Source organism: Pseudomonas sp. PS01298 (assembly GCF_029959745.1).
GTDB lineage: Bacteria > Pseudomonadota > Gammaproteobacteria > Pseudomonadales > Pseudomonadaceae > Aquipseudomonas > Aquipseudomonas aylmerensis.
Map to the genome: position 1 here is coordinate 1 of NZ_JASCPP010000037.1, position 11,797 is coordinate 11,797.

Below are 11,797 nucleotides of genomic sequence, written 5' to 3' on the forward strand. Positions count from 1 at the left end.
GCGGTGGTTCAGTCAATAGTTTCGGTGACTGACACTCCGCCTTCGCGAGCAAGCCCGCTCCCACATTTTTAGTCGGTGCAGGACCTAGGGCTTGGCTTCGTTGCTGAAGGTGTTGACTGTCTTGACCAACCCTTGCGCCGCCAATGCCACCAGTTCACCGCCTTTTTCCACGGTCGCCAGCGCGGGGTCGGAGCCCATGCGTCCGTCGGGGAAGCGTGCGCGAAAGTCGAGGGCTTCGCGGATCGGCCCGGTGTTGGCGATTTGCGGCGAGTAGTCGGCGGACTTGATCGATTCCGGGTACGCCCATTGCGTCACGGCAATCTCCGACGGCGTGGCATGGCTGCCATGGCCCACCGGGAATTGGCGGTGAGCCAACTCGTTGACGCCTTCCAGATCCCACCAGTTCACCAGCTTCAGCGCAAACCCGGCGGGGCGACGGCCGAAGCTCGCCTCGGCGTACAGCTCGGAAAACGCCGCTTCAATCGTGGCGATATTGCCGCCATGGCCGTTGAGGAACAGGATCTTTTCGAAACCATGCCCCGCCAGCGAGCGCACCCAGTCGCCAATCGCGGCAATGAAGGTGGAAGGGCGCAGCGAAATGGTGCCGGGGAAACCCAGGTGATGCTGGGCCATGCCGATATTGAAAGTGGGGCCAATCAGGATGTCGGCGTTTTTCTGCGCCTCATGGGCGATGATTTCCGGACACATCCAGTCGGTACCGAGCAGGCCGGTTGGGCCATGCTGTTCGTTGGAGCCGATGGGGATCACCACCGTGCGGCTGCGTTCCAGAAACTGTCCGATCTCGATCCAGGTGGATTTGTGTAGCAGCATGCGATGCTCTCTTTTATCTGTGGGACAGGCTATCCGCCACGGATTGTACGACTACTCGCCACCTGTTGGGGTTTGCAATTGAGGTACGTCGAGGACTTCAGCCAGCGCTGGTCGGGGTACCACGAAAACATGAACTGCCCATCCTTGAGCTTATCCACCACCTGGCGTGCCACCTGCGGGCGCACGGCCGGGCAACCCTGGCTGCGGCCGATACGGCCTTCGCGCTTGCTCCACAAGGGGCTGACGTAGTCGGCGGCATGAATTACCAGGGCGCGGTCGCGGGCCTGGTCGTTGAAGCCCGGCTCCAGGCCGTCCATGCGCAGCGAGTAGCCGTGGGCGCCGAGGTAGCTTTCCTGGGTTCGAAACAGGCCCAGGCTGGATTGGTGGCTGCCTTCCTGGTTGGAAAACTGGGTGGCGAAGTTTTCCCCGGACTTGGCACCGTGGGCCACCAGGTCGCGCAGTACCAGGGTCTTTTTGCGCAAATCGAAGATCCACAGCCGACGAGCGGTCGATGGCTGCGAATAGTCAATGACGGCCAGGCGCTCTGAGCGTTCCTCGCCGTTGTTGACCGCGCATTGCACCGCGCTCAGGGCGCTTTTGAGCACAGTGGGATTGAGTTCTGGAGCCGAGCGCGCCAGGCTGCTATACAAGGAAGGAGGGTTGCCATTGGCGGCGAGCGCAGTATTGCTCAACGCGGCCAGGCTTACGGCTATCAAACCGAGGCGGCAGAAAAAAGTCAGCATCTACAGTACATCCCCCCACTGTGGATTGGAGCAAAGCCATTGTTCAAAAAACACGCATGTTACTTGAGCATTTGCCTGCTCGTTGCACCATTGGTCGCGACAGCCGATGCGCTGCCGGACGCCGCGTTACCCGTCGCGCCGCCAACGTTGGTCGCCACGGCGCCGGTGCAGCAGGCCTTGGCGCAACTGGCCAGTGTTTGTCCCAGCCTGGCGCCGCAGATCGATGCCGCCGTGCAAGCCCGTCTGCAAGCCTTCTACCAGCAGCAGGGCGATATACCTGTGTGGACCGCCGATGAGCGCCGGCAAGCGTTGCACGCTCAGTTGCTGATGCTCGCCGACGACGGCCTGGACCCCACCCACTATAGCCTGCCTGCGGCGGACGCCACGGCTAACGTGCTGTGCAGCGATATCGACAGCAGCCGGCAGTACCTGCAAGCCCTGCAGGATCTGCATTACGGGCGTCTGCAGCAGTCGCGCTTCGAGCCCCTGTGGCACTCGCAGCCGCCGGCCCATGACCCGGATACCGAAGTGCTGGCCTTTGCCGCCGCCGGCCTGCAGGACATGGCCCAGGCCTTCGACCAGGCGCGCCCCAGCGCCGATCTTTATCGCAGCTTGCGCAACGCCTATTCCGCCGTGCGCCAACGACCGTTGCCGCATTGGGACCCGGTCGCCACCGGCCCGCTGCTGCGCCCGGGCATGGAAGACCCGCGCGTGCCCGAACTCGCGCGGCGCCTGTACAGCGGCGGCTATCTGGCCAAGGCACCGACCGGCAGCAGCAGGCAATATCGCGACGAGTTGGTCAAGGCGGTCAAGGCCTTCCAGCTCAGCCACTCGCTGCAGGCCGACGGCGTGATCGGCACCGGCACCGTGGCCGAACTCAACGTCAGCCCGGCCGTGCGCCGCGAACAACTGCGCATCAACCTCGAGCGTTTCCGCTGGCTGGCCCAGGACCTGGAACCCGAAGGCGTGCTCGTCAACGTGGCGGCCGCGCAACTGAGCGTGTACCAGAGCGGCATCCCGGTGTGGCAAACCCGCCTGCAAGTGGGCCGCGCCGAACGCCAGACGCCGCTGCTCAAGTCACGCATTACCCGCCTGACCCTCAACCCCACCTGGACCATCCCGCCGACCATCATGCGCGAGGACAAGTTGCCAGCGATCCGCCTCAACCCCGAATACCTGCGCCAGCAGAACCTGCAGGTGCTCGACGCCCAAGGCCACCCGTTGGCGCCCGACCAGGTCGACTGGGCGCGCCCCGGCAATATCCTCCTGCGCCAGGAAGCCGGCCCGCGCAACCCGCTGGGCAAGATCGTGATGCGCTTCCCCAATCCCTACTCGGTGTACCTGCATGACACCCCGAGCCAGCCGCTGTTTACCAAAGGGCCACGGGCGTTCAGTTCGGGGTGCGTGAGGGTCGAGCAGCCGTTGCTGTTGCGCGACCTGCTGGTGAGCCCGGCCGAACGCGCGCGCACCGACGAACTGCTGGCTACCGGCCTGACCCACGAATTCCGCCTGGCCACGCCGGTACCGGTGTTGTTGGGCTACTGGACCGTGCAGGTCGACGGCCAGGGCGACCTGGTCTACGCGCCGGACATCTACGCGCGTGACCCGGTATTGATGAAGGCGATGGGCAGCGTCCTCTAACCCACCCCAACCCTGGCCCCGCCCCCTGTCCCCTGGGCTCCTTGCCTCGCCCCCTGTGGCGAGCGGGCTTGCCCCGCGTTGGGCTGCGCAGCAGCCCCATCACACCCCCAACATCCAATCCCGCCTGATGGCTGATGCCGACTACCGTGCATCCCTGCAACTGCTCCCGCCCCGACGGCCACACGCCCAGATGCCCTATCTCAAATAGCAGGCGCTGATCCAGTCTGCCGGCTTTGCCGAGAGCTGCATTGCCACGGGTCGGTAGCGCGAGTCCAGTTGCGCAGCCAGCCAAAACAGGCTTGCGCTGCTCCTGGGCTGCCAGGCGCCGCTGTAGCCAGCCTCGCCAACGCCGGCGCGGTCCTTGTCGAATTGAACATGGGTGTGTACGAACTCCTGATGGCTGCGCTCACCCGTGGCATACGGCACCAGCCAATCGAGGGCGGCACCCAGGGACGCGCCATTGGCGGTGGTGGTCAGCCAGTTGCCGCCCACCCCGTAGGGCTTGGCTGCCAGCGCGGCCTGCACCAGCGGCTCAAGGTCGTAGACTACGTAATGCAGGGCGTCGCGGTCCTGGAAGTCGGTCACAGAGCCGTCGGGCAGGATATTGTCGGCGACCTGCTGCTGGAACAGGTGAAAGGCCTGCTCCAGCATCACCCGGTCCCCCAAGGCGGCCGCCGCCACGCTGACCAACTTGACGCGGTGGCTCTGCCAGTTATTGGTCTGCGTGCCTTTTTTCGGCGGGTGAAACTGTTCGATACGCGCGATGTAGCCGTTGCCCAGTTGGCTGATCAAGCGGCGACTGGCCTCGCGGGTAACCGGGTTCAGATGGTCGGCGGTCAGCGCGTAGGCGCTGATCAGCATGTCGAGGTTGGTCTCGTCGATGGGGTTGAAGTCCGGTTGGTACACCCCGGCCCACGCGGCGAGGTAGGCATCGACCTGCTTGAGGTAACGCGCGTCGCCGCTCAAGCGCCAGGCCAGTGCCGCCTGGCGCATCACCGGCCAATCCTGCTCGGCCGCGATGCTCTGCTCGCGAATGCCGTGGTGCGGCAGGGTGCCTTCGGTGTGCACATGCGCCAGGGTCTGGGGCAGGTCACCCAAGTGACGTTGGGCCGCCGCCAGCAGCGCGGGGGACGCAGGATTTGTCGCGACGGGTTGGCAAAGGCTTGCCGCCGAGGCCGCATGGGTAAACGCCGCCAGCATGGCAGCCAGGGTCAAGATGGTTTTTTTCATGAAAGGCTCTGCCGGACGCGAACCCCGTCACGCTAGCACGCAGCCTGCGAGCGTTTGATGAAACTCCCGTCAACTCAGTATGCTGGCGCACCCCACCGGTCGATCCCAGGACGCGCCATGACCTTGCCCTTTGTGAAGATGCACGCCCATGGCGACGACTTCATCATCATCGACCGCCGTGGCCTCGATGACCCGATCACCCCCGAAGTCGCCCGCCGCCTCGGCAACCGTCACACCGGCATCGGCTTCAACCAGCTGGCGGTGGTGCTCGATTGCGAAGACGCCGCCGCACGCATCAAGTTCTGGAACCCCAACGGCACGCCTTTGGCCACGTGCGGCAGCGCCACCCGTGGCGTGGCTGATCGGCTGATGCATGAAACCGGCGCCGATTCGGTGGTGCTGCGCACCGATCGCGGCCTGCTGACGTGCGTGCGCGAGGCGGGGCGGCGAGTGTCGGTGGACATGGGCGCGCCATCGCTGGACTGGGCCGCGGTGCCGCTTGCCGAGGCCATGGATACGCGCACGTTGCCCATCGAGGGACGTCCTGCGGCGTGCAGCATGGGTAACCCGCATTGCACGTTTTTTGTGCAGGACATCGCCGCTGTCGACGTCGCGGCGCTGGGGCCGGCGCTGGAAATCCATCCGTTGTTCCCGGCCAAGACCAATGTGCATTTTGTGCAGGTGCTCGATCGCGGGCATATCCGCCTGCGCATCTGGGAGCGCGGTGGCGGCGTGCCGCTGGGGTCCGGCTCGTGCTGCTGCGGGGCGGTGGTCAATGGCATCCGGCGTGGGCTGCTCGACGCCACCGTGCAGGTGCAGTGCGATGGCGGTACGGTCACGGTGCACTGGGACGGGCAGGGCGGTGTCGTGCTGACCGGCAGTGTGGCGCCGGTGATGCAGGGCAGCGCCTACGCGTTCGAGTGTTGATCAGGTAAAGTCGGCGCCTTCAGGAAGAAACTTCAGGTAACAATCATGATGCGGTGGTTGCAGCAATCCGTCTTGAGTCTGCTGGTGTTGATGGCCTGCAGCCTCTTCATCAGCGCCCAGGCCGACACTTCGCCGATCGGCGTGGCCCTCGACCAACGGGTCATCGACCTCACCAACACCCTCGACCCTGGCACCACCACCCGCCTGATGGAGCAACTTGCCGCCCTTGAACAACGCAAAGGCGCGCAGGTGGCCGTGGTGCTGGTGCCCACCACGGGCGGCAGCAGCATCGAGGATTATGCCAACCAACTGTTTCGCGCCTGGAAACTCGGGCGTAAGGACGTCAACGACGGCATCCTGCTGGTGGTGGCCAAGGAGGACCGCAAGGTGCGCATCGAGGTCGGCTACGGCCTTGAGGGCACCGTCACCGACTTGCTCGCCCACCGCATCATCGAAGAACACATCACCCCGGCATTTCGCCAGGGCGACTTCGCCGGCGGCGTGGCACTGGGCGTGAACGACCTGGTGGTGCTGGTGGACGGCGGCGACTTGCCCAAGGTCGCCGGCCCCGGCATCAATCCCCAGGCGGTGGCGGTGTTGCTGGCGTTTATCGTCGGCGGCATCGGCGGCGTGCTGATGGCCGCCGGCAAGCTGCCTTGGCGCCAGGCCTTGATGCTCACCGTCGGGGTCACGGTGGCGCTGGCGGCACTGGCCGGTGGGCGGGATTGGCCGATGTACCTGCTGCTCTTGCCGTTGACGATCCTGATCGGCGGCGCGACCTTCGGCGCCTTGTGGCTGGCGCGCACGGTGTTTTACTGCGTGATCGGGTTGCTGGCCTACATCGCGGCCTTGCTGGTGGCGGACCGTTTCGTGGCGGTCAGCTTTGTCCATTGGCTGGCCTTGCCACTGGGCGCGCTGGCCGTGCTGGGGGCGTACCTGGCGCTGTGGGTGGTCATGAGAGACGCCTGGAAGACCAGCCCCATGGGGTTTGCCGTGCGGCTGCTGGCGGCGATCGCGGTGTACGTGGCCGCCGGGTTGATCGCCGACGCCGGTCGTGACGGCTGGCTGGTGGCGTTTCCGATTGCTTCGTTCGTGGCGCTGTTCATCTTTGGCAAGACCGCCGCCGGCTCGGGTTCCGGTTCGGGCGGCAGTTCATCCGGATCAAGCTCCAGCGGTTCCAGCTCCAGCAGCAGCTCGTCCGGTGGCGGCGGCTCCAGCGGCGGCGGCGGGGCTTCAGGGAGCTGGTAAAGCCGCTAGCGCGGCTTGTAGCCGACCCAGCCCTTGAAGCTGAAGCCGGCATAAAACAGCTCCACCCCTTCAAACCCGGCCTCGCGCATCAAGGCTTCATCCGTCTCGGGCGATAGTACCGGCAGCTGCGCGCTGATCGCGGTAATCGCCCGCTCGGCGTCCGCCGCCGGCACCCCCGAATCCACCGCGAACGCCGCATAGCGCTGCAACCAACGGGCCTTGTCCTGCGCGGCCTGCGGGAAGCTGTGGTGCGCCACAATCAACGGTGCCCCTGGCAGCAAGCGCTGCCACAATGCCTTGAGGGTTTGCAGGCGCTGCTCCTGCGGGATGAAGTGCAAGGTCAGCAAGCACGTGGCCCCATCGAACGGCCCCAGCGGCGCCGTGTCGATGTAACCCTCGTGCAAGTCGACGCGCTCATTCAGCGGGCCCAATGTCGCCTGCGCCAGTTTCAACATCTCGGCCGCCGGGTCCACCCCCACAAAGCGCCAACCCGGCTCGGCATCGGCAAAGCGCTTCAGCTCCAGGCCGCCACCTGCGCCGAGTACCAGAACCGTGCCGGTGGCCGGCACGCTTTCGCGCAGCAGCAGGGTGGTCATGCGCTGCAGGCCATCGAAGCCCGGCACCAGGCGCACAGGGCCTTCGGCGTAACGGGCGACGGCGTCGGGGTCGGAAAAAAAGCTCATGGCAGGGCTCCTGCGGGATTGGCGAGGGCTAAACCCTACTGTGGCAAATCGGCAGTGGCAATCGGTTCAAGAAATCCACGATGATGTCGATAGGATCTCATCGACCACAAGGACCGTTCCCCCCGATGAAACTGCTGAAACTCGCTGCCATCTTGACCCTGCCACTACTCGGCGCCTGCTCCGACTATCACTACAAGAACTACCAGGGCGACTGGGCGCCGGAAAAACTCCACCCTGTCGACCTTTCCAATAACGCGCCGGACGCGGTGCTGGTGTACTTCGACACCTGGCGCGAACGCGAACTGGGCGTGCCGTTTCACCGCCTGGCACTTGCGGTGGAAGTCGACGGCGTAACGTTGCCGGGGGCGGGTCGCCAGTCGATTCTCAACGTGAGCGGCGAACAGGCCCTCAAGCTCAGCCCAGGCAAACACTCGCTGCGCTGGTGCAACGTGTCGATGAACGCCCTCGGCACCGGCGGTGCGTTCTGCAACGAAGGCGCGGACGACGTGGAGTTCAAGGCCGGCAGACGCTACCTGGTCAGCTACCGCCTGACCGCCAGCACCCGCGGTGTGGGGCCGAACTACAGCACTCAATACCGCACCTATTCGAGCATCAAGGACCTTGACTCCCAGGAGATCATCTATCCCAGCGCCGGCACCGGCACGTTGATCTCCAATGATTGATGCCCACGGCCTGAGTGCGCAAACGGCCGGCCATCACGTGCCGAAGGCCCGCCTGCCATGACCAGCCTGATTCGCGACGCGATCCCCCAGGACGCCCTGTGCATCGGCGTGCTGGGCATGCAGGTGTTCCTCGACACCTACGCCACCGAAGGCATCCGCAGCGCCATCGCCAAGGAAGCGCTGCACGCCTTTGCACCGGAATCCATCGCCCAACTGATCGCCGAACCGGGCACGGTATTGATCGTGGCCGAGGTGAATAACCACTTGGTCGGCTTTGCCCAGATCCAACTCGAGGCCGGCCACGCGCTGATCGACGCGGCCAACGTCGCCGAACTGCAACGCCTGTACATCCAGGAGCGATTCACCGGGCGGGGTATCGGCAATCAGTTGCTGCACGCGGCGGAGCAGCGCGCGGCATCGGCGGGTGCTGCGTTGTTGTGGGCGACGGTGTGGGCGGGGAATGCGCGGGCGCTGGGGTTCTATCCTCGGCGCGGCTACGCCGTGCTGGGCGCGCCGACGTACACGTTCCAGGGCGAAACCCATGAGAACCGCTTGTTCGGCAAAGCCCTGGACGCTATAGCCGCTTAGACAGAAATACGCGGCAGCTGCCAGCCGGTTCACAGGGGATCTCACCAAAGCGCAGCCAACCATGCCGCTCGTAGAAACCCGGTGCCTGGAAGCTGAGGGTGTAGAGCACCGCATTCGTACAACCGCGCCGCCGCGCTTCGTCTTCGAAGGCGTTCAGCAACTGGCTGCCCAGGCCGCTGCCGCGCAGGTCCTCGGGCAGGTGGAAGAGGTCGAGGAAAGCGGTGCCCAGGGTGGTCTTGCCGGTGATGCCACCGAGGATTTGCCCGCTGGCATCCTTGATCAGCACGTTCAGCGGCCGGCGGTCGTTGCCGCCGGTGGCGGCCGTATTGAAGGCGGCGAGGCCGTTGCCCAGGAGGCGCTCGGCGTCGGGGTTGGCGTGGTCGCTGATTTCAATGAGCGGTGGCGTCATCGTCGGGTATCTCAGTCGAGGAGGCAGGCACTTTAGCCTGCATTGCCTCCTCTTCCAATTGCTTCTCCCGGGCCGCCAGGCGTGCTTTGTTGTCGGCCTCTTCACGCGCCTGTTGGTCGCGGTGCATTTGCGCTTCCATGTCCTTCATCTGCTGGCGATTCTGCTCGGCAAACTGACGCATCTGCTCGCGGTTCTGCCGCGCTTGCTCATCGGCCCGTTGGCTGGCTTCGCGCTGAAACTGTGCGAAGGAACCGTTGCGTAGGTGTTCAATGTCCTGGGCCGTGGCGCCGAAGGCCAACGGCACGGTCGAGATCAAGGTGGCGGCGAACAACACAGCGGTAACGCGGCTAATCCGATACCTGGACATCAAGGCACTCCGAGTCAATTCGTGGTGCCTTGTTGGACGTCGCCAAAAGCATAAGTTCCAAGCGTTGCTATTAAAAAGCCATCACCATTTCATGCCACGCCATGCCGCCGTGATCCGAAGGCGAAGGGCGCACGTAGGTGTAGCCCATGCGGGTGTACAACGGCACATGCTGTTCCTTGCACATCAAGTGAATCGTCTGCTTGCCCAGCGCCTGCATGCGCTGCGAAAACTCGGTCATCAGCCGCTTGGAATAGCCCTGGCCCTGATGCGCCGGGTCGACCACCACCGACATGATCACCACATTCGGTGCCTCGGCCGAATGGCCCACCAACTCCTTGAACGCTTCGTCCGACATCACCACGTCATGGGCGCAACCCGAGTTGATAAAGCCCACCACCTCGCCATCGGCTTCCAGAATCAAAAAGCCCTGCGGGTACTGCGCAATGCGCGTGGCGATCTTCTCCAGAGTCGCCGCCTCGTCGCCTTCATAGGCGGTGATTTCAATCTCGAAGCAACGGGCAGCATCGGCGGGGAGGGCGTTGCGGAAGGTGAGGGCGGGCATGGGCGTTTCCTGGAGGGTTGAGCGAAAGACCCCATGATAACGGCGTGCCCCAGCCATCGCCATGGCGGGGGCTGCGGCGAGCACACAAGCAAAAATGTGGGAGCAACTGTCGAGGCCCGGCGAGGTGGCGAAGGCGGCGGCATTGCTGGCATTTTCTTCGGCTGACACACCGCTTTCGCAGCCTCGCTAAAGCTCGGCAGCTCCCACAGGGGATCGCGGGGATGGCGATGAGATCTGTGGTGAGACCATGTTCAAAATATATGGCTTGCCGGCGATGGCATTGGGTCGGCCACCCTCTCGATCGCCCATGCGGCCGCTTTCGCAGCCTCGCTGAAGCTCGACGGCTCCCACAGGGGATTTGCGGTGTCGGCCTTATTTCAATGTGGGAGCGCTCGAGCCCCAGCGAGGCCGCGATGGCGGTGGTACAGACAGCATCAAGCGCGCTTTTCAAACCCATAACGCTGGTTTTCATCATGGTTGATGCCGAAGGAACAGTTCGAGTCATCCATGCATAGGGAAATTTCCTACATTTTAGCAGGCGACTTCCTTCGCTGAAGGTTATCCAGGCTCGCCACTATGAGCGCCCTCGAGTCTGCAAAACGGTTGATGACGATGGCCCCACCACGTGTTCTGGTTATGGAAAACCACAGTGCCCAGCGCAGCACCCTGGTCAATATGTTGCGACGGCTCGGGGTGCGGGAGGTGTTGCAGGCCAGCAACAGCGAACAGGCGATGTTGCTGATGCAGCGCACCGGCGGCGTGGATATCGTGCTGTGCGACCTGGGCAACAAGGGCTCCGAGCAGGTGGAGTTCCTGCGCTATGCCAGGCAGATTGGCCTGGTGCAGGCGGTGGGGTTGTCGAACGAATTGCGTCCTGAACTGCGTCGGGCGCTGGGCCACCTGGAATTTTTGTCGGGTGTGCAACTGCTGGGTATCTTGAGCACGCCGTTGCAGCCGCAAGTGCTGGACAGGTTGCTCAAGCGCTATCGCGCGATACCACCAGCAGCCCCCAAGTCTGCGGCCATGGCCCCGCTGCCCAGCGAAGAAGAAATACAACTGGGCCTGGCCCTGGGGGAGTTTCGCGGCTGGTTTCAGCCCAAACGGATGATGAGTGATGGCAGCCTCGCCGGCGTCGAGGCATTGGTGCGCTGGGAGCACCCGGCCCGGGGCTTGTTGTTACCCAAGGACTTCCTCGCCGCGGTGCTGGCCTATGACCTGATCGATGAAATGTTCAAACAGCTGCTGGAGCAGGGGCTGAAATTGCTCGCCGTGCTGCATCGCCAGGGCACCGCGCTGGAAATGTCGTTCAACCTGCATGCCTCGCAACTGGCCCGCCACGGCCTGATCGAGCATATTCAGGGCGCGCTGCAGCGTCACGGCCTGTGCGCCTCGTTGCTGGTGTTCGAGCTGGCTGAAAATGGCTTGCTGGATCTGCAGTCTTCCACCCAGGAAAACCTGCTGCGCCTGCGCTTGATGGGCTGCGGCTTGTCGATCGACGACTTCGGCGTGGGCTTCTCATCACTCAAGTTGCTGTGCCAATTGCCGTTCAACCAGATCAAGCTCGATGGCGACTTTATTCACACCTTGAACGAGCCGCGCAGCCAGGCCATGGTCGGTAGCACCCTGGCCCTGGCCCGCTCGCTGGACATGAGCCTGGTGATCGAAGGCGTGAGCAACCGGCAGATTCGTGATGCACTGATCAGCCTTGGCTGCGAGCTCGGGCAGGGGTTTTTCCTGGCCCGGCCAATGACCGGCCACGACCTCCTGCATTGGCTGGCGCGCGAAGATGTGCAGCCGATAAGTTCGCCGGTGGCTTAGGCGGCAAAACTTCAGAATTTTCCTACACTTCAGTCGTGTTCGTGTAACTTGAGCAACGCGTCGGCTG

The 11,797-nt window shown here is 64.1% G+C and carries 13 protein-coding genes; 6 read left to right on the plus strand and 7 right to left on the minus strand.

Features of this window, described 5'->3' with window-relative positions; genetic code table 11:
* Positions 1–84 precede the first annotated feature (84 nt).
* Together QMX97_RS15000 and QMX97_RS15005 are read right to left on the minus strand one after the other, a co-directional pair.
* Positions 85–831, minus strand: a complete 747-nt coding sequence (locus QMX97_RS15000) for a creatininase family protein (protein WP_065907618.1) — start codon at positions 829–831, stop codon at positions 85–87.
* A gap of 29 nt (positions 832–860) precedes the next feature.
* Positions 861–1,574 carry a murein L,D-transpeptidase catalytic domain family protein gene (locus QMX97_RS15005; RefSeq protein ID WP_065907619.1) on the minus strand — a complete coding sequence of 238 codons (714 nt, stop codon included), beginning with the start codon at positions 1,572–1,574 and terminating at the stop codon, positions 861–863.
* 39 nt (positions 1,575–1,613) lie between these two features.
* Here QMX97_RS15005 and QMX97_RS15010 point away from each other — a divergent pair, with 39 nt between their 5' ends.
* Positions 1,614–3,215, plus strand: coding sequence for a L,D-transpeptidase family protein (locus QMX97_RS15010; protein ID WP_282397153.1), 1,602 nt, complete (start codon positions 1,614–1,616; stop codon positions 3,213–3,215).
* A 195-nt stretch (positions 3,216–3,410) separates the two neighbouring features.
* Here QMX97_RS15010 and QMX97_RS15015 read toward each other — a convergent pair whose 3' ends face one another.
* Positions 3,411–4,445 (minus strand): alginate lyase family protein, encoded by a 1,035-nt coding sequence (locus QMX97_RS15015; protein WP_282397154.1) that lies wholly within the window; start codon positions 4,443–4,445, stop codon positions 3,411–3,413.
* 117 nt (positions 4,446–4,562) lie between these two features.
* On the opposite strand from QMX97_RS15015, the gene dapF reads away from it, so the two are divergent.
* Both dapF and QMX97_RS15025 read left to right on the plus strand, forming a co-directional pair.
* A complete protein-coding gene (dapF, locus tag QMX97_RS15020) occupies positions 4,563–5,372 on the plus strand; it encodes a diaminopimelate epimerase (RefSeq protein ID WP_282397155.1) in 810 nt (269 codons plus the stop codon).
* Between the two features lie 45 nt (positions 5,373–5,417).
* On the plus strand, positions 5,418–6,620 hold the full coding sequence (locus tag QMX97_RS15025) for a YgcG family protein (RefSeq protein ID WP_282397156.1): 1,203 nt from the start codon (positions 5,418–5,420) through the stop codon (positions 6,618–6,620).
* Positions 6,621–6,625: 5 nt separating this feature from the next.
* On the opposite strand, the gene QMX97_RS15030 is transcribed toward QMX97_RS15025, so the two are convergent.
* A complete protein-coding gene (locus QMX97_RS15030) occupies positions 6,626–7,303 on the minus strand; it encodes a class I SAM-dependent methyltransferase (RefSeq protein WP_282397157.1) in 678 nt (225 codons plus the stop codon).
* A gap of 125 nt (positions 7,304–7,428) precedes the next feature.
* Here QMX97_RS15030 and QMX97_RS15035 point away from each other — a divergent pair, with 125 nt between their 5' ends.
* A complete protein-coding gene (locus QMX97_RS15035) occupies positions 7,429–7,986 on the plus strand; it encodes a hypothetical protein (protein WP_083221467.1) in 558 nt (185 codons plus the stop codon).
* A 57-nt stretch (positions 7,987–8,043) separates the two neighbouring features.
* Complete coding sequence (locus QMX97_RS15040) at positions 8,044–8,574, plus strand: GNAT family N-acetyltransferase (protein ID WP_282397158.1); 531 nt, start codon at positions 8,044–8,046, stop codon at positions 8,572–8,574.
* On the opposite strand, the gene QMX97_RS15045 is transcribed toward QMX97_RS15040, so the two are convergent.
* The 3 genes from QMX97_RS15045 to QMX97_RS15055 form a co-directional block, all read right to left on the minus strand.
* A complete protein-coding gene (locus tag QMX97_RS15045) occupies positions 8,561–8,983 on the minus strand; it encodes a GNAT family N-acetyltransferase (RefSeq protein WP_282397159.1) in 423 nt (140 codons plus the stop codon). The genes QMX97_RS15040 and QMX97_RS15045 overlap by 14 nt on opposite strands.
* A complete protein-coding gene (locus QMX97_RS15050; RefSeq protein WP_282397160.1) occupies positions 8,964–9,350 on the minus strand; it encodes a hypothetical protein in 387 nt (128 codons plus the stop codon). The genes QMX97_RS15045 and QMX97_RS15050 overlap by 20 nt, the downstream gene beginning before the upstream one ends.
* 70 nt (positions 9,351–9,420) lie before the next feature.
* Positions 9,421–9,912 carry a GNAT family N-acetyltransferase gene (locus QMX97_RS15055; RefSeq protein WP_282397161.1) on the minus strand — a complete coding sequence of 164 codons (492 nt, stop codon included), beginning with the start codon at positions 9,910–9,912 and terminating at the stop codon, positions 9,421–9,423.
* Positions 9,913–10,548: 636 nt separating this feature from the next.
* On the opposite strand from QMX97_RS15055, the gene QMX97_RS15060 reads away from it, so the two are divergent.
* Complete coding sequence (locus tag QMX97_RS15060; RefSeq protein WP_240435228.1) at positions 10,549–11,730, plus strand: EAL domain-containing response regulator; 1,182 nt, start codon at positions 10,549–10,551, stop codon at positions 11,728–11,730.
* Positions 11,731–11,797 lie beyond the last annotated feature (67 nt).

What these genes read in the sequence shown, in the direction of transcription:
- QMX97_RS15030 (WP_282397157.1), bottom strand. Translation starts at nt 7,303, where the DNA reads ATGAGCTTTTTTTCCGACCCCGACGCCGTCGCCCGTTACGCCGAAGGC.
- QMX97_RS15005 (WP_065907619.1), bottom strand. Translation starts at nt 1,574, where the DNA reads ATGCTGACTTTTTTCTGCCGCCTCGGTTTGATAGCCGTAAGCCTGGCC.
- QMX97_RS15045 (WP_282397159.1), bottom strand. Translation starts at nt 8,983, where the DNA reads ATGACGCCACCGCTCATTGAAATCAGCGACCACGCCAACCCCGACGCC.
- QMX97_RS15035 (WP_083221467.1), top strand. Translation starts at nt 7,429, where the DNA reads ATGAAACTGCTGAAACTCGCTGCCATCTTGACCCTGCCACTACTCGGC.
- QMX97_RS15055 (WP_282397161.1), bottom strand. Translation starts at nt 9,912, where the DNA reads ATGCCCGCCCTCACCTTCCGCAACGCCCTCCCCGCCGATGCTGCCCGT.
- QMX97_RS15040 (WP_282397158.1), top strand. Translation starts at nt 8,044, where the DNA reads ATGACCAGCCTGATTCGCGACGCGATCCCCCAGGACGCCCTGTGCATC.
- QMX97_RS15000 (WP_065907618.1), bottom strand. Translation starts at nt 831, where the DNA reads ATGCTGCTACACAAATCCACCTGGATCGAGATCGGACAGTTTCTGGAA.
- dapF (WP_282397155.1), top strand. Translation starts at nt 4,563, where the DNA reads ATGACCTTGCCCTTTGTGAAGATGCACGCCCATGGCGACGACTTCATC.
- QMX97_RS15015 (WP_282397154.1), bottom strand. Translation starts at nt 4,445, where the DNA reads ATGAAAAAAACCATCTTGACCCTGGCTGCCATGCTGGCGGCGTTTACC.
- QMX97_RS15025 (WP_282397156.1), top strand. Translation starts at nt 5,418, where the DNA reads ATGATGCGGTGGTTGCAGCAATCCGTCTTGAGTCTGCTGGTGTTGATG.
- QMX97_RS15060 (WP_240435228.1), top strand. Translation starts at nt 10,549, where the DNA reads ATGGAAAACCACAGTGCCCAGCGCAGCACCCTGGTCAATATGTTGCGA.
- QMX97_RS15050 (WP_282397160.1), bottom strand. Translation starts at nt 9,350, where the DNA reads ATGTCCAGGTATCGGATTAGCCGCGTTACCGCTGTGTTGTTCGCCGCC.